Origin of the sequence: Streptomyces sp. NPDC050564, from assembly GCF_044457265.1 — a bacterium.
Taxonomy (GTDB): Bacteria; Actinomycetota; Actinomycetes; order Streptomycetales; family Streptomycetaceae; genus Streptomyces.
Map to the genome: position 1 here is coordinate 233,975 of NZ_JBITGS010000005.1, position 23,191 is coordinate 257,165.

A 23,191-nucleotide genomic window follows, 5' to 3' on the forward strand; every position below is an offset into this window, starting at 1 on the left:
AGCGTTTACGTCAGCCGCCGGATGGGATACGTTCTCGTGCTGACAACCGGGTCCCAGGGGAGGCAGCGCCATGACAACAATGGTCGACGTGGCCCAGCGGGCAGGCGTGTCCACCGCGACTGTCTCGCACGTACTCAACGACACCCGCCCGGTGCTGCCCCAGACGCGCCAGGCCGTCCTCGATGCCATCGACGAGCTCGGCTACACGCCGAACACCCTGGCACGTTCACTGGTCACCGCCCGCACGCGGTCCATCGGGCTCGCGGTGTCGGCGATCAGCAACCCGTACTTCACGGAGATCCTTCAGGGCGTCGAGGCCGGCGCCCTGAAGCACGGTTACAGCCTGCTGATCGCCGATCCGCACGACGATTCGCAGCATGAGCGGAAGGTCGTCCAGCTGCTGCACGAGCGACGCGTCGACGGCATGATCATCGCGCCCTCCGCCGCTCCGGCCGAGCTCCTCGGCTACCTCGGGCAGCACGACGTGCCCACCGTCTTTCTGGACCGACTCGTCGACTCCCCCGCCGAGGGCCCCCTCCGATTCGACCAGGTCTGCACCGAGAACACCGAGCCCATGACAAGACTGGTCACCCACCTCGCCGAACTGGGCCACCAACGCATCGGACTGGTCGCGGGCCTGCCCGGGCTCAGCACCACGACCGAGCGGATCACCGGCTACCGTCACGGCCTCGCGCTCGCCGGACTCCCGTACGACGAGCGGCTCGTCGCGCCCGGCAACTCCCAGGCCGGCGCCGCCGAGGAGGCCACCCACGCCCTGCTGTCCCTCGCGACGCCGCCCACCGCGCTCGTCACCGCCAACAACGCCATGACCATCGGCGCGCTGCGGGCCGTGCGTGAACGGAACCTGTCCGTGCCCGACGACCTGGCGCTGTGCTGCTTCGACGACTTCTCCTGGGCGGACCTGTTCACACCCCGGCTGACCGCGATCGCCCAGCCCAGCAAGGAGATCGGGGCCCAGGCCGTCCAATTGCTCCTGGAACGCCTCACGTCGCCCGGCCGTCCGGGCCGTACCGTCCGGCTGCCCTCCACCTTCGTCCACCGCACTTCATGCGGCTGCCCCGAGAGCTCCAAGAGTCCCGAGAGCCACAGGAAAGGACCCGAGTCGTGATCGTCGTCGCCGGTGAGGCCCTGATCGATCTGGTACCGCAGGGCGCGGGCGCCCTCGTGGGACTGCTGCCGCGCCTGGGTGGCGGCCCCTACAACACGGCCGTGGCGCTCGGTCGCCTCGGCTCTCCCACGGCCTTCTGCTCCCGGGTCTCGTACGACGCGTTCGGCGAGGCGCTCCTCGGCGGTCTCGGCGAGGCGAACGTCGACGTGTCGTCCGTACAGCGCGGAACGGAGCCGACGACCCTCGCGGTCGCCTCGATCGGCACGGACGGCTCGGCCGCGTACTCCTTCTACGTCGAGGGCACGGCGGACCGTCTCTTCTCGGCACCGGACCAACTCCCCGACGCCACGAGGGCGGTGTCCTTCGGCACCTGCTCCCTCGTCCTGGAGCCGGGCGCGAGCGCGTACGAGGAGCTGATGCGGACCGCCGCCGATCGCGGCGTGTTCACCGCGCTCGACCCGAACATCCGGGCCGGGCTGATCCCCGACGCGGACGCCTACCGGGCCCGCTTCAAGAGCTGGCTCCCATCGGTCTCGCTCCTCAAGCTCTCGCAGGAGGACGCCCTGTGGCTCGGAGGCACCCCGCGCGAGTGGCTGGCGTCCGGCCCCGCGGCCGTGGTGATCACCCAGGGCGGTGACGGCCTGACGGCGTTCACCCGCGACGGGGCGGTCCACTCCGTACCCGGCGAACCGGTCGACGTCGTGGACACCATCGGCGCCGGCGACACGGTGAACGCGGCGCTGCTGCACGGCCTGGCCGCGCGGGACGCCCTGTCACCGGCGGCCATGGCAGCCCTCGGCGCCGACGGCTGGACCCAGCTGCTGCGTTTCGCGGCCCGCGCGGCGGCGATCACCTGCTCACGCGCGGGAGCCGAACCGCCGTACGCCTCCGAGCTCGGCGACCTGTAGCGGGACGTTCGACTGCCCTCCGCCCGCAGCGCCCCGGGCTGCCACTCATCGAGCCGGTCGAGCGCGCTCGCCGTGGCTTCGTCCGCGGGGAGGGGTACGACCACTCGATGGCCGTCGTCCGGCAGCGCGAACGTCTCGTACCAAAGGCGCGGTGGGCCGGCCTCCAGGTGCGCGATGAGGTCGGTTCCGGACTTCGGAATCGTGATGTTGTCAGGAGGAGCAACTGGACAATGCGGTTCGCCGAGCCGCAGGGACAGCACGGCTGACTGTGCAACGCACGGCGCCCCACGGGGAGTACCCGTGGGGCGCCGTATTTCCTGGGACTTCCTCGGCCCCCGTGCGGCCGTCCGATTCAGGCCCTGAGGGCCGGTTCGAGTCAGGCCTTGCGAGCCCGCGTGATCTTCTTCGCGGGGGTCGCCTTCTTGGTGGCTGTCTTCTTGGTGGCCGCGGCCGCCTTTTTGGTGGCCGTGTTGTTGACGACCTTCGTGGTCGTCTTCTTCGCCGTCGCCCCGGCCGCCGCCACCTTCTTGGCGGCGGTCTTGCGCGCGGCCTTCACAGGGGCCGCGTCGCTGATCCGGTCGGCGCCGAGGATCTCACGCAGGAACTTGCCGGTGTGGCTGGTCGGAACGCCGGCAACCTGCTCGGGAGTGCCCTCGGCGATCACGAGACCGCCGCCGTTGCCGCCCTCGGGACCCATGTCGACGACCCAGTCCGCGGTCTTGATGACATCGAGGTTGTGCTCGATGACGATGACCGTGTTGCCCTTGTCGACCAGGCCGGACAGCACCGTGATGAGCTTGCTGATGTCCTCGAAGTGCAGACCGGTGGTCGGCTCGTCGAGCACGTACACCGTGCGGCCCGTGGAACGCTTCTGGAGCTCGCTCGCGAGCTTGACGCGCTGCGCCTCACCGCCGGACAGCGTCGGCGCGGACTGGCCGAGCCGGACGTAGCCCAGGCCGACGTCGTTGAGCGTCCTCAGGTGGCGGGCGATCGCCGGGACGGCCTCGAAGAAGCCGAGGGCCTCCTCGATCGGCATGTCGAGGACCTCGGAGATGGACTTGCCCTTGTAGTGGACCTCCAGGGTCTCCCGGTTGTAGCGCGCCCCATGGCAGACCTCGCAGGGGACGTACACGTCCGGCAGGAAGTTCATCTCGATCTTGATGGTGCCGTCGCCGGAGCAGTTCTCGCAGCGGCCGCCCTTGACGTTGAAGGAGAAGCGGCCGGGCAGGTAGCCCCGCACCTTCGCCTCGGTCGTCTCCGCGAACAGCTTGCGGACGTGATCGAAGACTCCGGTGTACGTCGCCGGGTTCGACCGGGGTGTACGGCCGATGGGCGACTGGTCGACGTGCACGACCTTGTCGACGAGGTCGTCGCCCTCCACGCGCGTGTGCCGCCCGGGAACGTTCCTCGCTCCGTTCAGCTCGCGGGCCAGGTGCGTGTACAGGATGTCGTTGACCAGCGTCGACTTGCCGGAGCCCGAGACGCCGGTGACGGCCGTGAGGACGCCCAGCGGGAAGGACACGTCGATGTCCTGGAGGTTGTTCTCCCGGGCGCCGTGCACCGTGAGCTGGCGGCTCGGGTCGGCGGGGCGGCGGATGTCCGGGGTCGCGATCTCCTTCTTGCGCGACAGGTACTGGCCGGTCATCGACTCGGCGTTGGTGAGCAGCTCCTTCAAGGGGCCGCTGTGCACGACCTTGCCGCCGTGCTCGCCCGCACCGGGGCCGATGTCGACGACCCAGTCGGCGACCTTGATGGTGTCCTCGTCGTGCTCGACGACGATGAGCGTGTTGCCCATGTCGCGCAGCCGGACCAGGGTCTCGATCAGCCGGTGGTTGTCGCGCTGGTGCAGGCCGATGGAGGGCTCGTCGAGGACATACAGGACGCCCACCAGCCCGGAGCCGATCTGAGTGGCCAGACGGATGCGCTGGGCCTCACCACCGGAGAGGGTGCCCGCCGCGCGGTTCAGCGACAGGTAGTCGAGGCCTACGTCGACCAGGAAGCGCAGCCGTTCGTTGACCTCCTTCAGGACGCGCTCGGCGATCTTCTTGTCGCGGGCGTTGAGCTTCAGCTCGCCCAGGAAGTCCGCGCAGTCGCTGATGGACATCGCGGAGACCTCGGCGATCGACTTCTCCATGACGGTGACCGCGAGGACGAGCGGCTTCAGACGCGTGCCCTCGCAGGTGGGGCACGGCACCTCTCGCATGTAACCCTCGAAGCGCTCGCGGCTCGCGTCGCTCTCGGCGTCACTGTGCCGGCGCTTGACGAAGTTCACGGCACCCTCGAAGGACGCCATGTACACGCGCTCGCGGCCGTACCGGTTGCGGTAGCGGATCTGGATCTGTGTCTTGTGGCCGTAGAGCAGGGCCTTCTTGGCGCGCTGCGGCAGGCCCGCGAAGGGGATGTCCGTCCGGAAGCCGAGTGCGTCCGCGAGGGCGCCGATCTGGCGGTCGAAGTAGTCCTTGGTGTGTCCGTGCGACCAGGGGTGGATGGCGCCCTCGTCGAGGGACTTCTCCTCGTCCGGGATGATCAGCTCGGGGTCGACCTCCATGCGCGTACCGATGCCCGTGCACTCGGGGCAGGCGCCGAAAGGCGAGTTGAAGGAGAAGGAGCGGGGCTCCAGCTCTTCGAAGGACAGGTCGTCGTACGGGCAGTAGAGGTGCTCCGAGTACATGCGCTCGCGCTCGGGGTCGTCCTCTGGGAGGTCGACGAAGTCGAGCACGACCATGCCGCCGGAGAGGCCGAGGGCGGTCTCCACGGAGTCGGTCAGGCGGCGCTTGGCGGAGTCCTTCACCGTGAGGCGGTCGACGACCACCTCGATGGTGTGCTTCTCCTGCTTCTTCAGCGTGGGCGGCTCGGTGAGCTGGATCGTCTCGCCGTCGACCCTGGCCCGGCTGAACCCCTTGGTCTGGAGATCGGCGAAGAGGTCGACGAACTCTCCCTTGCGCTCGCGCACCAGCGGCGACAGGACCTGGAAGCGGCTCCCCTCCGGCAGCTCCAGGACCTTGTCAACAATGGCCTGCGGCGATTGGCGCGTGATGGGACGGCCGCACTCGGGACAGTGCGGCTTGCCGATGCGCGCGAAGAGCAGGCGGAGATAGTCGTAGACCTCGGTGATGGTGCCGACCGTCGAGCGCGGGTTGCGCGAGGTCGACTTCTGGTCGATGGAGACCGCCGGGGAGAGGCCCTCGATGAAGTCCACATCCGGCTTGTCCATCTGACCGAGGAACTGCCGGGCGTACGAGGAGAGCGACTCCACGTAGCGCCGCTGCCCCTCGGCGAAGATCGTGTCGAAGGCCAGCGAGGACTTGCCCGACCCCGACAGGCCCGTGAAGACGATGAGCGAGTCGCGCGGGAGGTCGAGCGAGACATTCTTGAGATTGTGCTCGCGCGCTCCACGAACGATGAGACGGTCGGCCACGCCGGTCCGCACCTTTCTTGAGAGAAGTGACAGGGGCGGGGCCCCCGTCCTTTTCAGACTAGGGGGAGCCACTGACAGCGCCGGATGCTTTCCCTGGTTCACAACAATCCCGGGCCATCCAGCATGCCCGACGCCGCGCCCGAGCTTATAGCACGGGTATTCGATTTGCGGGGGTGGTCGACCACCTTCACCCGAACGTGTGGCGGGGCTAGGGTCGGCCTCATGATTGATCATGTGCGCGACCTGGCGTCTGTACGTGACGCGACCGAACGGCTGCTCACCGCAGCCGCCAAACTGGACAACGCATCAGTGGCCGAGCCGTCACGGCTTCCCGGCTGGAGCCTCGGCCACGTCCTCGCCCACCTCGCCCGCAACGCGGACGCTCTCGTGAACGTCCTCGAAGGGCGCCCCATGTACGCCTCCGGCGACGCCCGGGACACCGACATCGAGCGGGACGCGCAGCGCCCGCTGGACGCGCAGCTCGCCGACGGCCGCGAGAGCGCGGCCCGCTTCCAGGAGGCGGCGGCCGCCCCCGCGGACTGGTCCCGCACGGTAGAGCTGCGCAACGGGGTCACGGACTCGGCGTCCCGGGTGCCGTTCCGGCGGTGGGTCGAGGTGGAGCTGCACCACGTGGATCTGGGGATCGGGTACGAGCTCGAAGATCTTCCGGAGGAGTTCGTGGAGAGGGAGATCGAGTTCCTGGCCGACCGCTTCGCCGGGCATCCCGATGTGCCGCCCACACGGATCACGGACAGCTCGCGCGCGTGGCACACGGGACGTGACACGGAGGGCGCCCCGGAGGTCACCGTGACCGGGCCGGCGCCCGCGCTCCTGGGCTGGCTCGCGGGACGCCGCGACGGGGCCGATCTGACGGTCGACGGTGGCCTGCTTCCCACCCTCCCCCCGCTATAGGCTGCCGTCATGACGTACAGCGGAGCGGTGAAGGTCGGCGGCCCTGCCGATGTGCATGAGCTGCAGGACCTGATGATCTCCAAGGTCGCCGTGGGCCCGATGGACAACAACGCCTATCTGCTGCGCTGCCGGGCCACCGACGAGCAGCTTCTGATCGACGCGGCGAACGACGCCTCGACTCTGCTCACGCTGATCGGTGACGACGGCATCGCGTCCGTCGTGACCACCCATCAGCACGGTGACCACTGGCAGGCGCTCGCGGAGGTCGTGGCGGCCACCGGCGCGCGCACCTACGCGGGCCGGGACGACGCCGACGGCATTCCGGTGCCGACCGACGTCCCCATGGAGGATGGCGACACGATCCGGGTGGGGCGCGTGGAACTCACCGCGCGCCATCTGGTGGGGCACACGCCGGGCTCGATCGCCCTTGTCTACGACGACCCGCACGGGCACCCGCATGTGTTCACCGGGGACTGCCTCTTCCCGGGCGGTGTGGGCAACACACGCAAGGACCCGAAGGCGTTCGCCAGCCTCATCCACGACGTCGAGACCAAGATCTTCGACGCGCTGCCGGACGAGACCTGGGTCTACCCCGGGCATGGCAATGACACGACGCTGGGCGCGGAGCGACCGCATCTGCCGGAGTGGCACGCGCGAGGCTGGTGAACCCGGGCCGGGGCGCGTGCTCCTGGAGCACACGCCCCACGCTTCGCTCATTGAGCACGTACCCCTCGTCTCGTTCATTGAGCACCCACCCCAGCGCCTCGCTCGTTGAGCCCCCAACCCCAGCGCCTCGCTCATCGGGGACGCGTCACGCCTTGCCATGAGCGAGCGCCGTGCATGACTCATGCTTCGACACCCCCTCACACCTCCCGGCCGCGCCCCCGCATGTTCCTCGTTACCGCGCCACGCCCCGCGCATTCAGGTGCGCGCGCCCCGCGCGATGAGTGAAGCGCGCGCCCCGTGTGAACCGAGCGCACGCGCCGGTGTCACGCGTGCGCTCCCGGCGGAGGCACTGGTGCAGTCCACTGGAGGCAGCCCCGCGCAGGATGACGGCTCCTGCGCGGCAACGGGCCGCCGGCCTTCGATCCCCGCCCTCGGCCGGCGGCCCCGGCAGACCTTCCTGTCGAGCACATGCCGGGCGTGGTGCGTTCACGGGACTGCAACACCCGTTCCCACTATGCGGACATGTGCCGTTGTGACCTCGACAAACAGCAGGGTGCACTGCCACTCTCCCGACATGCATCTCGCCCAACGCGCCCTGCGTCGCACCGCGTTCGCCTCCACCCTCGCCCTGCTCTCCCTGGCAGTGGGCTGTGCTCCGCAGCCCACTGAGAAGGCGACCGACAAGGCTTCCGGAGCCACTGGGGAGACCTGCGACAAAGGCAAGTTGAGCACCCAGACCTCCGGCAAGCTCACGATCGCGACCGACGAGCCCGCGTACGAGCCGTGGTTCAAGGACGACAAGCCCGCCAATGGCAAGGGCTTCGAGTCGGCGGTCGCGTACGCGGTGGCCAAGCAGCTCGGCTACGCCAACGGCGATGTCGTCTGGCAGAGCGTCCCCTTCAACAAGGCCTTCGCGCCCGGCGAGAAGACCTTCGACTTCGACATCAACCAGGTGTCGATCAGTGCCGAGCGCAAGAAGGCTGTGGACTTCTCGTCCGGCTACTACGACGTCCGCCAGGCCGTCATCGCCCTGAAGGGCTCCAAGGCCGCGAAGGCGAAAAGCATCACGGACCTCAAGGCTCTGAAGCTGGGCGCCCAGGTCGGCACCACCAGCCTCAACTACATCAACGACGCGGTGAAGCCGACCCAGCAGCCGGCCGCATACGCCAAGAACGACCAGGCCAAGTCGGCGCTGAAGAACGGCCAGGTCGACGCCATCGTGGTCGACCTGCCCACCGCGTTCTACATCACGGCGGCCGAGGTGACCGACGCGAAGATCGTCGGGCAGTTCGAGAACCAGGGCGGTACGCCCGAGCAGTTCGGGCTCGTCCTCGACAAGGGCAGCGCGCTGACCTCCTGCGTGACAAAGGCCGTTGACACCCTGCGCGAGGACGGCACGCTGGCGAAGATCGAGAAGCAGTGGCTGTCCGAGGCCGTCGACGCTCCGGTGCTCAAGTGACCCTCACGAAGGAGGAGTCGGGAGAGGACTCCGGCGAAGGCGACATGCGCGACGCCTACGTGCCGTCGCAGCGGCGGATCGAGCGCGAGCGCTACAAGCGTGCCCGCGCCCGCCGTGCGACGGCGATCGCCGCGCTCTCCACCCTGGTCACCGGCGTCGTCCTGTACTTCGTCGTCGTCAACGCGCCCGGCTGGCCGCGCACCAAGGAGACGTTCTTCAACGCGCAGTACACGCGCGAGGCGTTCCCCAAGGTCCTCGAAGGACTCTGGCTCAACGTCCGGCTGCTGCTGATATGTGGCGCGGCGGTCCTCGTTCTGGGCATGCTGATCGCCGTCGCCCGCACGCTGCGCGGCCCGGTGTTCTTCCCGCTTCGGGCGCTGGCCGCCGCGTACACCGACTTCTTCCGTGGACTCCCGCTGATCATCAACCTGATGATCGTGGTCCTGGGCGTCCCCGCGCTGCGGCTGCAGGGCGTCACGGTGGACCCGGTCCTGCTCGGCGGGACGGCGCTGACGCTGACGTACTCGGCGTATGTCGCCGAGGTGTTCCGCGCCGGCATCGAATCCATCCACCCTTCGCAGCGCGCAGCGGCCCGCTCACTGGGCCTCACCAACCGGCAGGCCCTGCGCTACGTCGTCCTCCCCCAGGCCGTACGCCGCCAGGTGCCGCCGCTCCTCAACGATCTGGTGTCCCTCCAGAAGGACACCGGACTGGTCTCGATCGGCGGCGCGGTCGACGCGGTGCGTGCCGCCGACATCATCGTGGGCCGCAGCCTCAACTACACGCCGTACATCGTCGCGGGACTGGTCTTCGTCGCCCTGACCATCCCGATGACCCGCTTCACGGACTGGGTCACGGCCCGGATGGACCGTCAGCGGGCGCAGGGAGGGACCATATGACCGACGCTCCGGTGCTGCGGATGGAGTCCGTCCGTAAGACCTTCGGTGAATCGGTCGTGCTGCGGGACGTCGACCTGGACGTCGCCCCGCACACGGTGACCGCGCTCATCGGCGCCTCCGGCTCGGGCAAATCGACCCTGCTGCGCTGCGCGAACCTCCTCGAAGAGATAGACGACGGCGCGATCTGGCTGGACGCCGAGGAGATCACCGACCCCCGGGCCGACCAGGACGCGGTACGCCGCCGGATCGGCGTGGTGTTCCAGGCGTACAACCTCTTTCCGCACATGACCGTCCTGGAGAACATCACCCTCGCACCGCGTCGTGTACACGGCGTGAACCGCGCGGAGGCGGAGGCGCACGCGCGTGAGCTGCTCGAACGGCTCGGGCTCGGCGCCAAGGCGAACGAGTACCCGGACCGGCTGAGCGGCGGCCAGCAGCAGCGGGCCGCCATCGTCCGCGCCTTGGCCGTACGCCCCCGGCTGCTCCTCCTCGACGAGATCACCGCCGCCCTCGACCCAGAACTCGTGGGCGAAGTCCTGAACGTCGTACGGGACTTGAAGGACGAGGGTATGACCATGGTCCTCGCCACGCACGAGATGGGTTTCGCCCGTGAGGTCGCGGACCAGGTCTGCTTCCTGGACGGCGGTGTGGTCCTTGAGCGCGGAACGGCCGAGGAGGTCTTCGGTGACCCCCGAAAGGAGCGCACTCAGCGGTTCCTGCGACGGATCGTGGAGGCGGGACGACTCTGATCGCGCGCCGCACGGCGCGGCCGATCAGCCCACCAGCGGCTCGCTGCCCTCGGGTATCTCCGCCCAGCGCCGCGGCGGCCCCGTCAAGCGTCCGCCTGCCCCGTTCCCGCCAGGGTCGCGACCCGCTCCACCGCGAACGTGTACCCCTGCACACCGCAGCCCGCGATGACCCCGTCGGCGCGGAGCGAGACGTACGAGTGGTGCCGGAACTCCTCCCGCTGGTGGATGTTGGAGATGTGGACCTCAACCACAGGAAGGCCGTCGCAGGTGTTGAGCGCATCCAGGATCGCGACGGAAGTGTGCGAATAGGCGGCCGGGTTGATGACGATGCCCGCGTGGTTCAGGCGCGCTTCATGGATCCACTCCACCAGTTCGCCCTCGTGGTTGGACTGCCGGAAGTCCACCGTGCCACCGTGCGCGGCCGCCGCCTTGGCGCACAGCGCCTCCACGTCCGCGAGTGTGTCCGAGCCGTAGATCTCCGGCTGGCGCTGCCCGAGGAGGTTCAGATTGGGCCCGTTGAGGATCATGATCGGGGCGTTGGCGAGGGTGCGGGGCACGGTTCCTCCGGTCCTTCAGGTCTGCCGGTCCATTGAGGACCGCTGCTCAGACCCGGTTTATCACGGTGCACAGGACAGGTGACGGCCCGTACCCTCCCGTCATGACGACGCCCACCTACCCTCCCAAGCCCGCGCCCGGCGACCGGATAGCCGTGGTCTCGCCGTCCGGTGGACTGCCGGGACTCCTCCCGCTCCCGTACGAGCTGGGCCTGGAGCGACTGCGCAAGGAGTACGGCCTCGAACCGGTCGAGTACCCGACGACCCGGAAGATGGGCTCGACACCGCAGGAGCGGGCGGACGACATCCACGCGGCATTCGCCGATCCGACGATCAAGGCCGTCATCGCGTCGATCGGCGGCTCCGACCAGATCACGGTGCTGCCGCTGCTGAACCGGGAGTTGATCCGCGCGAACCCGAAGCCGTTCTTCGGCTACAGCGACAACACGAACCTCCTCGCATATCTGTGGAACGCCGGAATCGTCGGCTACCACGGCGGAACGGTGATGTGCGAGTTCGGCCGCCCCGGCGCCATGGATCCGCTCACCGCCGAGTCGCTGCGGGCCGCGTTGTTCACGTCCGGGCCGTACGAACTTCGCCCCGCCGTCCGCTTCGGGGACGTCAACGGCCCCTGGGACGACCCGGCGACCTTCGACTCCGAGCCCCCGACGGAACCGGGCGCCGGCTGGACCTGGCACCGTCCCGACCGCGTCGTCGAGGCCCCGTCCTGGGGCGGCAACATCGAGATCCTGTCCTGGCTGCTGATGGCCGACCGTGAGATCGCCCGTGATCCTTCCGTGTACGACGGCCATGTGCTGTTCCTGGAGACCTCGGAGGACATGCCCAAGGCCGACGACGTCTTCTGGATCCTGCGCAGCATGGGCGAGCGTGGCCTGCTGCAACGCTTCCCGGCGCTTGTGATGGGCCGCCCGAAGTCGTGGTCGTTCGAGCAGCCCAACGACATGGAGGCCAGGGCCCGTTATGTGCGAGAGCAGCATGAGGCGGTCCTCCGGGCCGTCGACATATATGCCCCGGACATGATGGTCGTCTTCGACGTGGACCTCGGACACACCGATCCCCAAATCGTCATCCCCTACGGAGGCACCATCCGCGTCGACGGCCCTGCACGGCGCATTACCGTCACGTACTGAGGCCATCCTCACCACCACGCGCCCCCGTAACCCTTGGTCACCGTGGGTAGTTGACGCGGCATGCACGACGTACACACCGTAAGGGCGCCTTCCATGCTGCGGCTCGCGGCCGCCTCGCTCGCCGGGACGGCCATCGAGTTCTACGACTTCTTCGTCTACGGGACAGCGGCCGCGCTGGTCCTCGGGCCACTGTTCTTCCCGACGTTCTCACCACTGGCAGGGACGTTGGCGGCCTTCGCGACGTTCGGCGTCGGGTTCGTCGCACGCCCTCTCGGCTCGGTGCTGTTCGGGCACATCGGAGACCGGCGGGGGCGGCGCCCCGTCCTGGTCGCCTCGCTGCTGCTGACCGGCGCGGCGACCGTCGCCGTCGGCTGCGTACCGACGTACGACAGCATCGGTACGGCCGCTCCCGTGCTCCTTCTTGTGCTGCGTTTTCTGCAGGGGCTCGGACTTGGCGGTGAATGGGGCGGGGCGGTGCTGCTGACCGCCGAGCACGCGCCCGCCGAGCGGCGAGGGCTGTGGTCGAGCTTCCCGCAGATCGGGCCTTCGCTGGGGTTCGTGCTGGCCAACGGCGTGATGTTGGTGCTGTCGGCGACGCTGACCGACGCGCAGTTCGCTGCGTGGGGGTGGCGGGTGCCGTTCTGGGCGGCGGGGGTGCTCGCGGCGGCGGGGCTGTGGCTGCGCGGCTCGCTCGCGGAGAGCCCGCGGTTCCTGGAGATGCGGGACCACGCGCGCGTGCCGCTAGCCGAGGTGGTGCGCGACCACTGGCGGCTCGTGCTGCTGACCGCCGGCGGGCTAGCGGTCGGATACGCCGTGTTCTACGCGGTGACGACCTGGGCGCTCGCCTACGGTGTCGAACGGCTTGGTGTGAGCCGTACCGTCATGCTGACCTGCATCATGTCCGCCGTGGTGGTGAAGGGCTCCCTGACGCCCCTGATCGCCCTGCTCGGCGACCGCTACGGGCGGCGGCCGCTCTGCCTGGCGGGCTGTGCGGGTACCGCGCTGTGGATGTTCCCGATGGTCGGGCTGCTGTCCACCGGCGAGCCTCTGCTGATGTTCCTCGGCTTCCTGGGGGCGCTGATCGCGTTCATCACGATGTTCGCCGTCATCGCCGCATATCTGCCGGAGTTGTACGAACCCCGGGTGCGCTGCACCGGCGCGGCGGTGGGCTACAACCTGGGCGGGGTCCTCGGGGGCGCGCTCACACCGATCGTGGCGACGGCGCTGGCGAGCGGAGAGCGCGTCCCGTGGGGCGTCGCCGCGTATCTGACCGGGATCGCACTGCTCAGCCTGGGGTGCTTCGCCCTGCTGCCGGAGACCCGGCCCGTGGCGCGGCTGACGGTCGTCCAGGCGGCGGATTGACGGATCACGCCGTACGAACCTGTGGGGGACGCGTCAGGGGTTGACCGCCAGCTCCAAATAGGCCGCGAAGACCACCAGATGGACGCCGCCCTGGAGCGGGGTCGCGCGCCCCGGAACCACCGTCAGAGAGCTCACCGCCACGGTCAGCGCGAGCAGCACCATCTGGGTGGCGCCGAGGCCGAGGACAAGCGGCCCGGAGAGCCAGACGGACGCCAGGGCAACGGCGGGGATCGTCAGTCCGATGCTGGCCATCGCGGAGCCGAGAGCAAGGTTCAGGCTGGTCTGCACCCGGTCGCGGCGCGCCGACCGCAGGGCGGCGATGGTCTCGGGGAGCAACACGAGCAGCGCGATGATCACACCGACCACGGAGTGCGGCATGCCGGCCGCCTCGACGCCGTACTCGATGGTGGGCGACACGCCCTTGGCGAGCCCGACCACGCCGACGAGAGCGAGGCCGAGCAGCCCCAGGCTGATCCCTGCCTCGCGGGCGGACGGTGCGTTGGCGTGGTCGTCCGCGTCGATCACCTCGCCCTGCCGGGTGATGGGCAGGAAGTAGTCACGGTGGCGCACGGTCTGCGTCGTCACGAAGAGGCCGTACAGGACCAGCGAGGCGAGCGCGGCGAAGGTGAGCTGGGCCGCGGAGAACTCCGGGCCCGGCTTGCTGGTGGTGAACGTCGGGAAGACCAGACTGAGCGTGGCGAGCGTCGCGACGGTCGCGAGGGCGGCGCCGGTGCCTTCCGCGTTGAAGACGGCGAGCCCGTGGCGCAGCGAGGCGACGAGCAGACACAGTCCGACGATGCCGTTGCACGTGATCATCACGGCTGCGAACACCGTGTCGCGGGCCAGCGTCGAGCTCTTGGCGCCGCCGTCCACCATCAGGGTGACGATCAGCGCAACCTCGATGATCGTGACGGCGACGGCGAGCACGAGTGAGCCGAAGGGTTCGCCGACCCGGTGCGCGACCACCTCGGCATGGTGGACGGCGGCCAGCACGGCCCCGGCGAGGACCAGCGTGACCAGCGCGACGACCGCCCCGGGCAGCTCGCGGCCCCAGGTGCAGGCCAGCAGCACCACTGCGAGCACGGGCACGACGGCCGTCCACCGCGTCACGAGTGACGGGAGCCGAGCGATCATGCTGCGATCGTCGCAGGCGTACGCGGGCCCCGCACTCCGGTGGCGCGGAGCCCGCTCCGAGACAGCGCTGAAGGAACCCGTTCCGAGACCGGCTCGCTACTTCAGCTCGGTCATCTCGCGTACGTCGCAGTCGGTGAAGGACGGTGGCCGAGTACACAGCGCGGCCATGTGCTCCGCCATCTTGGTTGTCTCGGGGTCGTTGCTGTTGCGCATGGCGTCCTCGTACGAATCGAACTCGATCACCACGAGGTAGCGGTTGGGCTGGTTGCGGTCCTGCAGGACGAGGCGGTGCGTGGGGCCGTCGCTGCGGTCGGCCATACGCTTGTCGGCCTCTCCTGCCAGCTTCTGCATCTCATCGATGCGCTCGGTCTCGAAGTCGACGATCTGCACGAACTTCATGGATACCTCCACCCGGCCGGGGCGCCCCCGAGCAGGGGAACGCACAGCACCCAAGCAAGCACCGGGAGCGGTGGTCGGCAATTGGCCGCGCACCGCTCCCGGGGATGGTTGTTCCTACGCCCGACGTGGTCAGACGTCGATGCTGTCCTTCGGAGCGCTCTTGGCCTCGTCGAGCGCCGCCTGCCTCCTGGAGGCGATCAGGCTGGTGATCGTGGTGACCACCAGGACCGCGCAGATCACGCCGAGCGAGACCGGGATGGAGATCTCAGGGACATGGACCCCCGACTCGTGCAGCGCGTGCAGCACGAGCTTGACGCCGATGAAGCCGAGGATGACCGACAGGCCGTAGCTGAGGTGCACCAGCTTCCTGAGCAGGCCGCCGATGAGGAAGTACAGCTGTCGCAGACCCATCAGCGCGAACGCGTTGGCCGTGAAGACGATGTACGGGTCCTGGGTCAGACCGAAGATCGCGGGGATCGAGTCGAGCGCGAAGAGCACGTCGGTGGTGCCGATCGCCAGCATCACGACCAGCATCGGCGTCATGACGCGCTTGCCGTTCTGCTGGATCCACAGCTTGGTGCCGTGGTATCGGTCGGCCACGCCGAAGCGGCGCTCGGCGGCCTTGAGCAGCCGGTTCTCCTCGAACTCCTCGTCCTCCTCCTCGGCCCGGGCTTCCTGGATCAGCTTCCAGGCGGTGTAGATGAGGAACGCGCCGAAGATGTAGAAGACCCACGCGAAGCTCGCGATGATCGCGGCACCCGCGGCGATGAATATCGCGCGCAGGACGAGGGCTATCAGCACACCGACAAGGAGCACTCGCTGCTGGTACTTCGAGGGCACCGCGAACTTCGCCATGATCAGGACGAAGACGAAGAGGTTGTCGACGCTCAGCGACTTCTCGGTGATAAAACCGGCGAAGAACTCTCCGGCGGGCTCACCGCCGGAGAAGATGAGCAGCCCGAGTCCGAACAGACCGGCCAGGACGATCCAGACGATGGTCCAGATTCCGGCTTCCTTGATGGATACGTCGTGCGGCTTGCGGCCGATGAAGAAGTCGACCGCGATGAGGGCGGCAAGGCCCACGATCGTCAGGACCCACAGGGTCACGGAAACATCCACTGCGCCTCCGGCAGTACGTAACGGCAGATTTCAGCGTCGTCGCTACCGGAGGTCTCTTCCACCCGTGACGTTCACGGGCCGACGCCCCGGGATCTGGCCAGATCCGTATTGACGGGTACGCCGCAGCAGGTAGGGAGTACTCCCCTCCGTACGGAGAACAGTACCCGAATCACCAAGGAAAGGTAAAGTGATTGGTAAAAGACAGATCAAATCCACTGGTCAGAGGGTTTTACTGACGCTTGACACGAGCCCATCGGGCGACCGCTGACGGGTCAGCGGTTCCAGGGACGACGGGCCGCAGCCACCTGTGCGAGCACCTGCTGGAGCACCTGGCTGCCCGGTGGAACTAGCGCGGGCTCGTATGTCCAAGCGTGCCCGATCCACGGATCGGCGAGGTGGTCGTCAGGCACCGGAGTGAGGCGCAGCAGCGAGCGCCAGAGCGGATCGAGCAGCGGCCCGTAGGCGGCGGCGTCCTCCCGGTCGGCCACCATCATGAGATGGACGCCGACGGCCGGGCCCTCGTCCGCGAGATAGCGCAGCTGAGTCACGGCGCGGTCGTCGAAGCCGTGCGGGAAGTCGCTGACGATCAGCAGTTGCTCGGCGGTGTCGAAGCCCGGCGGCAGTGAGTCGGCCGCTCCGCCACGCATCGCCATCTGCACCAGGTCGACGCGCTGGGTGAGCCGAGCCAGGACGTCGGCCACTCCCGCGGCACCAACGGCGGGCGGGCCGTCGAGCACCCCGGACTGCACCAGTGGTGTGAGGGACGAGGCACCCGAACCGGCCGGGTCGATGACGTGCACCGTGAACTCGTCGGCGGGATACACGGCGAGCAGCCGCGCGGCATGCGCCACCGCCGTGTCCATGGCGAGGCGGCGCAATTCGTCGGAGTCGACGAGCGAGTCGTCCAGGCCGGTGCGGCCGCTGTCTATCCACAGGCCGCGCTCCAGCGGCAGCCGGACCAGCATCGGGATGCTCAGGCCCTCGCTCTCGGGCAGATGGAGGTCGCCGAGGCGCAGCGCCATGGGGATCTCCATCGGTACCCGATAGCCGTGCCAGACCGGGTTGTCCCAGCGCGCGTACGCCGCGGGCAGCGCGGGCTCGACGACCTCGGCCTCGGCGGTGAGCTGTGAGAGGTCACGGTCGAGGGCCGCCCGGGCCTGGTCGACCAGCTGGGCGTGCTTGGCCTGGGCCGCCTCGCGCGCGGCGTCGCCCTGTCCGCCGATCCTGCTGCGCGGGTCGGACAGGACCTTGTCGAGCTCCTGCTCCATGCGTGAGTCGGCGAAGTCGACGGCACTGCGATACGCGGCGGTGGTGCGGGCCAGGTCCTCGAACATGCCCCACACCTGGTTGTAGAGCCGCTCCTCCATGGACCAGCCGGTCGCATCGCCCGCGACGGGCTGTGCGGGCTGCCCGGGCGGGGCCGGTGGCGCGGTCGGCGGGGGCGGTGGCGGGGCCGCGGTCTGCCGACCGGGATGGCTGTAGTTGATCGGCCCGCCTGCCGTGGGCGCGGCGGGCTGAGTGACCGCGGAGGGGTCCGAGGCGTGGCTTCCCTGCGGCGCCGTGGTGCCTTGCGGACCTGGTGCGTCGTACGGGGACGAAGAAGACAGCGGGGTCTGCGCTACGTTCCCGCCGGCGCCCTGGGGCCCGGTGTACGGCTGGTCCGGCCCGGGTGCCGAGGCGGCCGCCTGTCGTGAGCGGTCACCGTCGGGCGTACGCGGCGGCGGTGCCGCCACCGACCGGACGAGGCCTTGGGCCACCGCCTCGTTGATACTTCCCGCGAGCTGCTGGGCCTCCGACAGGCCCTGGTCGGTGAGGAGTTCGGCGAGTCCGCCGGCGTATCCCTGCCCGACCGCGCGAACCTTCCAGGCGCCCTGCCTGCGGTAGAGCTCCAGGGCGACGACGGCCGACTCGGCGTCCAGGCCGGTGATGGTGTAGCTGGCGACCTCGGAGCCGTCCAGGCCGGTGACCGCGACGAAGGGGGCGGCGACAGCGCCGAACCGGACCGGGCCGCCCACCCCGGACGGCAGTGCGAGCAGCACATTGACCCGGTGCACGCTCTCCGGCAGGGCGTCGAGGTCGAACGCGAGGCGGTGGTCGGCCGCCGCCTGCTTGGAGACCTCGAGTCCGGGCAGTGTGGGTGCGCCCGGGTGGGCCACCCACTCCACGCCGCGGACCTTGCCCTGCTCGTCGCTGAGCGTGGCCCCGGCCACGATCGGCTTGCCGGCCGAAACACGGACCTCAAGACGGACCTGGGAGAGCGGATGGTTCTGCCCCCGGACCAGCTCGGCCGTCATCGCCTTGTCCCCCTACGTCGCTTCTTGTGCTGCGCCGACTGCCTACAGGTGCGGCAGGATCGCGGGCATCAGGTCCTGGAACGTACGACCGTTGGCCGGCGTGCCGAGGGCCGTCATCTGCCAACCCGCGCCGGCGCGGTGCACCTTCGCCATGATCTGGGCCGTGTACTGTCCGCCGCCCGCGAGCGTGTAGCGGGCGAGCTCCTGGCCGTTGGTCTCGTCGACCAGACGGCAGAACGCGTTCTGTACTTCCTGGAACGTCTGGCCCGTGAAGGAGTTCACGGTGAAGACGATCTGGTCGATGTGGACCGGGATGCGCTGCAGGTCGACGAGGATCGCCTCGTCGTCGCCGCCCTGGCCCACGCCGCCGACCAGGTTGTCACCCGTGTGCCGTACGGAGCCGTCGTCACTGACGAGGTGGCGGAAGAACACCACGTCGACAGGCTGCTTGTCCGCGAACAGCACGGCCGAGGCGTCGAGGTCGATCTCCCGGGTGCGGGAGCCGAACAGCCCGCGCCGGGGGGCCGCCTGCCAGCCGAGCCCCATGCGCACCGCGGTCAGGGTGCCCCCGTCGTTCTTCTGCAGACTGATGGCCTGACCCTTGGTCATGTTGACCGTCACGCGCTGTTCCCCTCTCGAACTGTCCCCTGTTGCCGCGGAGTCCGCGGATGACCAGAACCCTACGCAGCGCCACTGACAGTGCCGAACCCCGGGGCGCGCTTTGTGTCGGTCTTGCAACACAGCGCGCATATGCCGAGGTCCGGCACGGCCCGCGAGGGCGTCAGGCCAGGCCTGCCTCCTTCATCTGGCGCAGCTCCTTCTTCATCTCGGACACCTCGTCGCGCAGTCGGGCCGCGATCTCGAACTGGAGATCGGCCGCGGCGGCGCGCATCCGCTCCGTCATCTCCTCGATCTGCTCGGCCAGTTCGGCTGCCGGACGGTCGGTCGGCACCGTCTCCTTGCCCTTGCCCTTGCCCTTGGCGGACTTGGCCGCCTTGCCGGCGAGCGAGGGCACGGGGGCCTTGGCGCCCTTGCCGTCCTTCGTCTTGCGGTAACCCGAGCCGAGCAGTTGCTCCGTGTCGACGTCCTCGCGGGCGATCTGCGCCACGATGTCGTTGATCTTCTTGCGGAGGGGCTGCGGGTCGATGCCCTTCTCCTTGTTGTACGCGACCTGCTTCTCCCGGCGGCGGTTGGTCTCCTCGATGGCCTTCTCCATCGCCGGGGTGATCTTGTCGGCGTACATGTGGACCTGGCCGGACACGTTGCGCGCCGCACGGCCGATCGTCTGGATCAGCGACGTACCGGAACGCAGGAAGCCCTCCTTGTCGGCGTCGAGGATCGCCACCAGGGAGACCTCGGGCAGGTCGAGGCCCTCCCTCAGGAGGTTGATGCCGACCAGGACGTCGTACTCGCCGGCGCGCAGCTCGCGCAGCAGCTCGACGCGGCGCAGGGTGTCGACGTCGCTGTGGAGGTAGCGCACCTGAATGCCGAGTTCGAGGAAGTAGTCGGTGAGGTCCTCGGCCATCTTCTTGGTGAGCGTGGTGACCAGGACCCGCTCGTCCTTCTCGGTGCGCTTGCGGATCTCGTGCACCAGGTCGTCGATCTGGCCCTCGGTGGGCTTGACGACGACCTCGGGGTCGATCAGGCCGGTGGGGCGGATGATCTGCTCGACCTGGCCGTCGGAGCGGGAGAGCTCGTACTGTCCCGGGGTTGCCGAGAGGTAGACCGTCTGCCCGATGCGCTCCTGGAACTCCTCCCACTTCAGGGGACGGTTGTCCAGCGCGGACGGCAGTCGGAAGCCGTGGTCCACGAGGGTGCGCTTGCGGGACGCGTCGCCCTCGTACATCGCGCCGATCTGGGGCACGGTGACGTGCGACTCGTCGATGACGAGCAGGAAGTCGTCCGGGAAGTAGTCGATCAGTGTGTTCGGCGGGGAGCCGGGGTCGCGGCCGTCGAAGTGCATCGAGTAGTTCTCGACTCCGGAGCAGGAGCCGATCTGGCGGAGCATCTCGATGTCGTACGTCGTCCGCATGCGCAGGCGCTGGGCCTCCAGAAGCTTGCCCTGCTTCTCCAGCTCGGCGAGGCGCTCCCCCAGCTCCTTCTCGATGTCGTTTACCGCGCGCTCCATGCGCTCGGGGCCCGCCACGTAGTGGGAGGCCGGGAACACATAGACCTGGTCGTCGTCGCTGATGACCTCGCCGGTGAGCGGGTGCAGCGTGGAGAGGGCCTCGATCTCGTCGCCGAACATCTCGATGCGGACGGCCAGCTCTTCGTAGACCGGGAAGATCTCGATGGTGTCGCCGCGGACCCGGAAGGTGCCTCGGGCGAACGCCACGTCGTTGCGCGCGTACTGGATGTCGACGAAGCGGCGCAGCAGGTCGTCGCGGTCGATCTCGTCGCCGACCTTGAGCGAGACCATCCGGTCGACGTACTCCTGCGGCGTACCGAGGCCGTAGATGCAGGAGACCGAGGCGACCACCACGACGTCACGGCGGGTCAGCAGCGAGTTGGTCGCGGAGTGACGCAATCGCTCGACCTCCTCGTTGATCGAGGAGTCCTTCTCGATGTAAGTGTCCGACTGCGGGACGTACGCCTCGGGCTGGTAGTAGTCGTAGTACGAGACGAAGTACTCGACCGCGTTGTTCGGCAGCAGCTCTCGGAACTCGTTGGCCAGCTGGGCGGCCAGGGTCTTGTTCGGGGCCATCACCAGGGTGGGGCGCTGGAGCTTCTCGATCATCCACGCGGTGGTGGCGGACTTGCCGGTGCCGGTCGCACCCAGCAGCACGACATCCTTCTCGCCTGCGCTGATGCGCTTTTCCAGCTCGGCGATGGCCGTGGGCTGGTCACCACTCGGCTGGTAGGAGCTGACGACCTCGAAGGGCGCCACCGAACGTTCGATCTTGGATACGGGCCGCATGGAATCCACCGTACGACCCCGCACTGACAACGGGGCCGGATCACCAGCTCTGCGGGGTGCGGGAACTGCGGTGGCGCTGGTTCCGCTCGGTGCGGGACGCAGGACGGCGGCCGGGGTGCGGGACGGCGGGGTGGGCCGGGATGCCGGGCCGGTTCTCCGTGGGGGTCCAGTCGGGCCTTCCCATGACCATCAGCGGGTCGAACATCACGACGACGCCCGCCAGACACAGGAAGGCCAGGGGGCCGATCATCATGGGCGCGAGCAGGGCGGCGGGCGAGTCGCCCCCAGGGGTGCTGGACGTGCCGTGGAGATGGACGCTGAGGGCGGCCATGCCCGTGTAGTGCATGCCGCTGACGGCGAGCCCCATGACGAGACTGGCGCCCACGCTCCACAGGAAACCCCGCACTTGTCCCGCCGCCCACAGGGCGGCTGTGGCGGCCACGACGGCTATGACCACCGAGGCGGAGACCGTGAGGGTGTTGTATTCGAGCCTTCCGTTGAGGCGCATGCCGGCCATGCCCAGGTAGTGCATCGAGGCGACTCCCAGGCCGGTGATGGTGCCCCCGGTGAACAGTGCCGTTCCGCGGGCGCCGCGGTAGCCGACGATGAAGATCCCGATGCCGACCATCACGACGGCCACGCCAAGGCTCGCGAACGTCGTCAGCTTGTCGTAGTGGACCGGGGTCTCCTTGATCGTGAACCCCATCATCGCGATGAAGTGCATCGTCCAGATCCCCGAGCCGATCGCGGCCGAGCCGAGCGCCAGCCAGCCGGCGCGCCAGGAGCGGGCGACGAGCATCGATCTGGTGGTGCAGCGCAGACCCAGCGCTCCACCCAGGCAGGCCATGAGGTAGGCCACCAGCGGTGTGACGAGTCCGTAAGTGAAGCCGTCGACCGTGCCCTGCATGCGCGGCTGCCCTTCCCGCCCTATTGCTCCTGAAATGCCCTGAAATACCCCCACCCTCGGGACCGCAAGAGCGGACAGGGTTGAGGCAGAGAGTATGACTCCCACTGGAATGGTCGAACGATTTTCCGGCAAAGAATCACGGCCTCGCCCCACCTGTGCACCACCAGTGAACGGACTTGGACAACTCCATTCAATCTGTGGCCATCCCGCATCCCTCCTCCATTGACTCTCTGCTGTCACTCTTGTGCTGTCAGTGATCACTGGACGCGAGGAGAAGGAATGCACGCGCGCGTTGCCGCCGCCACGACCGCCGCGCTTCTAGGGGGTGCTGTGGTGATACTCCCCAGCCCGCACGCCCGGGCCGGGTCCCAGAGCACCGGCCCGGTGATCGTCTCCCATCGCGGCGCCTCGGCGTATGCGCCCGAGAACACCTTGGCCGCCATCGACAAGGCTGCCGCAATGGGGTTCAGCTGGGTCGAGAACGACGTTCAGCGCACCAGGGACGGTGAGCTCGTCGTCCTGCACGACGCCACGCTGGCGCGTACCACCGACGTCGAGAAGGTCTATCCCAAGAGGGCTCCCTGGAAGGTCAAGGACTTCACCGCCGCGGAGATCGCTCGCCTGGACGCCGGGAGCTGGTTCAGCCCCCGGTACGCGGGCGCGCGCGTGCCGACACTGAAGCAGTACATGGACCGTGTCTCGCACAACCACCAGAAGCTCGTCCTGGAGATCAAGAATCCCGACCTCTATCCCGGCATCGAGCGACAGACTCTCAAGCTCCTGAGCAACGAGGGCTGGCTCGATCCGGCGCATCTGAGGAGCAGCCTGCTCGTCCAGAGCTTCAGCGCGGACAGCGTGCGAACGGTCCATGATCTGCGCCCGGGCATCAGGACGGCCTTCCTGGGCAAGCCGTCGATCGCACAGCTCCCCCAGTACGCCCGATTCACCGACCAGATCAACGCGGATCACACCTCCCTGTCATCCGGCTACGTCTCCACGGTGCACGGACTCGGCGGACCGCACGGCAGTCGGATGAAGGTCTTCGCCTGGACCGTGAACGACGCGAACACTGCCAGACGCCTGGCCGGATTGGGTGTGGACGGCATCATCACGAACGTGCCCGACGTCATCCGGAGGGCATTGGGGTAGCGCTCCGCGGCTCCACCGCCCGTGCTGCGGACGTCTGCCCGCGTCCGCGCCACGGGCGTTGTCGG

19 protein-coding genes are annotated in these 23,191 nt (G+C 68.7%); 10 read left to right on the forward strand and 9 right to left on the reverse strand.

Features of this window, described 5'->3' with window-relative positions; all coding sequences use genetic code 11:
- Positions 1–70 precede the first annotated feature (70 nt).
- Positions 71–1,129, forward strand: a complete 1,059-nt coding sequence (locus ACIBK0_RS10520; protein ID WP_399077781.1) for a LacI family DNA-binding transcriptional regulator — start codon at positions 71–73, stop codon at positions 1,127–1,129.
- Complete coding sequence (locus ACIBK0_RS10525) at positions 1,126–2,037, forward strand: carbohydrate kinase (protein WP_399077783.1); 912 nt, start codon at positions 1,126–1,128, stop codon at positions 2,035–2,037. Before ACIBK0_RS10520 ends, ACIBK0_RS10525 begins: the two co-directional genes overlap by 4 nt.
- 376 nt (positions 2,038–2,413) lie before the next feature.
- Here the strand turns inward: ACIBK0_RS10525 and uvrA are convergent, their stop codons facing one another.
- Positions 2,414–5,455: an excinuclease ABC subunit UvrA gene (gene uvrA, locus ACIBK0_RS10530; protein ID WP_399077785.1), complete on the reverse strand. Its 3,042-nt coding sequence runs from the start codon at positions 5,453–5,455 to the stop codon at positions 2,414–2,416.
- A 222-nt stretch (positions 5,456–5,677) separates the two neighbouring features.
- On the opposite strand from uvrA, the gene ACIBK0_RS10535 reads away from it, so the two are divergent.
- From ACIBK0_RS10535 to ACIBK0_RS10555, 5 genes are all read left to right on the forward strand, one after another.
- The gene (locus ACIBK0_RS10535; RefSeq protein WP_399077787.1) at positions 5,678–6,367 is read left to right on the forward strand and encodes a maleylpyruvate isomerase family mycothiol-dependent enzyme; all 690 of its coding nucleotides are present in this window, start codon (positions 5,678–5,680) and stop codon (positions 6,365–6,367) included.
- 9 nt (positions 6,368–6,376) lie between these two features.
- On the forward strand, positions 6,377–7,033 hold the full coding sequence (locus ACIBK0_RS10540; protein ID WP_399077790.1) for an MBL fold metallo-hydrolase: 657 nt from the start codon (positions 6,377–6,379) through the stop codon (positions 7,031–7,033).
- 574 nt (positions 7,034–7,607) lie between these two features.
- Entirely contained in the window at positions 7,608–8,492 is an 885-nt protein-coding gene (locus tag ACIBK0_RS10545) for an ABC transporter substrate-binding protein (RefSeq protein ID WP_399077792.1), read from the forward strand.
- Positions 8,489–9,391 carry an amino acid ABC transporter permease gene (locus ACIBK0_RS10550; RefSeq protein ID WP_399077794.1) on the forward strand — a complete coding sequence of 301 codons (903 nt, stop codon included), beginning with the start codon at positions 8,489–8,491 and terminating at the stop codon, positions 9,389–9,391. The genes ACIBK0_RS10545 and ACIBK0_RS10550 overlap by 4 nt, the downstream gene beginning before the upstream one ends.
- The gene (locus ACIBK0_RS10555; RefSeq protein ID WP_399077796.1) at positions 9,388–10,140 is read left to right on the forward strand and encodes an amino acid ABC transporter ATP-binding protein; all 753 of its coding nucleotides are present in this window, start codon (positions 9,388–9,390) and stop codon (positions 10,138–10,140) included. The genes ACIBK0_RS10550 and ACIBK0_RS10555 overlap by 4 nt, the downstream gene beginning before the upstream one ends.
- Before the next feature lie 83 nt (positions 10,141–10,223).
- On the opposite strand, the gene aroQ is transcribed toward ACIBK0_RS10555, so the two are convergent.
- The gene (gene aroQ / locus ACIBK0_RS10560; RefSeq protein WP_399077798.1) at positions 10,224–10,697 is read right to left on the reverse strand and encodes a type II 3-dehydroquinate dehydratase; all 474 of its coding nucleotides are present in this window, start codon (positions 10,695–10,697) and stop codon (positions 10,224–10,226) included.
- A 101-nt stretch (positions 10,698–10,798) separates the two neighbouring features.
- On the opposite strand from aroQ, the gene ACIBK0_RS10565 reads away from it, so the two are divergent.
- Positions 10,799–11,845: a S66 peptidase family protein gene (locus tag ACIBK0_RS10565; protein WP_399077800.1), complete on the forward strand. Its 1,047-nt coding sequence runs from the start codon at positions 10,799–10,801 to the stop codon at positions 11,843–11,845.
- 60 nt (positions 11,846–11,905) lie between these two features.
- The gene (locus ACIBK0_RS10570; RefSeq protein ID WP_399077802.1) at positions 11,906–13,207 is read left to right on the forward strand and encodes an MFS transporter; all 1,302 of its coding nucleotides are present in this window, start codon (positions 11,906–11,908) and stop codon (positions 13,205–13,207) included.
- Positions 13,208–13,240: 33 nt separating this feature from the next.
- Here ACIBK0_RS10570 and ACIBK0_RS10575 read toward each other — a convergent pair whose 3' ends face one another.
- The 7 genes from ACIBK0_RS10575 to ACIBK0_RS10605 form a co-directional block, all read right to left on the reverse strand.
- Positions 13,241–14,341, reverse strand: coding sequence for a calcium:proton antiporter (locus tag ACIBK0_RS10575; protein WP_399077804.1), 1,101 nt, complete (start codon positions 14,339–14,341; stop codon positions 13,241–13,243).
- Positions 14,342–14,437: 96 nt separating this feature from the next.
- Positions 14,438–14,740 (reverse strand): hypothetical protein, encoded by a 303-nt coding sequence (locus ACIBK0_RS10580; protein ID WP_399077806.1) that lies wholly within the window; start codon positions 14,738–14,740, stop codon positions 14,438–14,440.
- Positions 14,741–14,869: 129 nt separating this feature from the next.
- Positions 14,870–15,859 carry a TerC/Alx family metal homeostasis membrane protein gene (locus tag ACIBK0_RS10585; RefSeq protein WP_399077808.1) on the reverse strand — a complete coding sequence of 330 codons (990 nt, stop codon included), beginning with the start codon at positions 15,857–15,859 and terminating at the stop codon, positions 14,870–14,872.
- A gap of 272 nt (positions 15,860–16,131) precedes the next feature.
- On the reverse strand, positions 16,132–18,153 hold the full coding sequence (locus ACIBK0_RS10590; RefSeq protein ID WP_399077811.1) for a TerD family protein: 2,022 nt from the start codon (positions 18,151–18,153) through the stop codon (positions 16,132–16,134).
- 42 nt (positions 18,154–18,195) lie between these two features.
- A complete protein-coding gene (locus ACIBK0_RS10595; RefSeq protein WP_189187596.1) occupies positions 18,196–18,774 on the reverse strand; it encodes a TerD family protein in 579 nt (192 codons plus the stop codon).
- A gap of 160 nt (positions 18,775–18,934) precedes the next feature.
- Complete coding sequence (uvrB, locus tag ACIBK0_RS10600) at positions 18,935–21,070, reverse strand: excinuclease ABC subunit UvrB (protein WP_399077813.1); 2,136 nt, start codon at positions 21,068–21,070, stop codon at positions 18,935–18,937.
- Positions 21,071–21,110: 40 nt separating this feature from the next.
- Complete coding sequence (locus ACIBK0_RS10605; RefSeq protein ID WP_399077815.1) at positions 21,111–21,977, reverse strand: MHYT domain-containing protein; 867 nt, start codon at positions 21,975–21,977, stop codon at positions 21,111–21,113.
- A gap of 279 nt (positions 21,978–22,256) precedes the next feature.
- On the opposite strand from ACIBK0_RS10605, the gene ACIBK0_RS10610 reads away from it, so the two are divergent.
- Positions 22,257–23,126, forward strand: a complete 870-nt coding sequence (locus tag ACIBK0_RS10610; protein ID WP_399077817.1) for a glycerophosphodiester phosphodiesterase — start codon at positions 22,257–22,259, stop codon at positions 23,124–23,126.
- Positions 23,127–23,191: the final 65 nt, after the last annotated feature.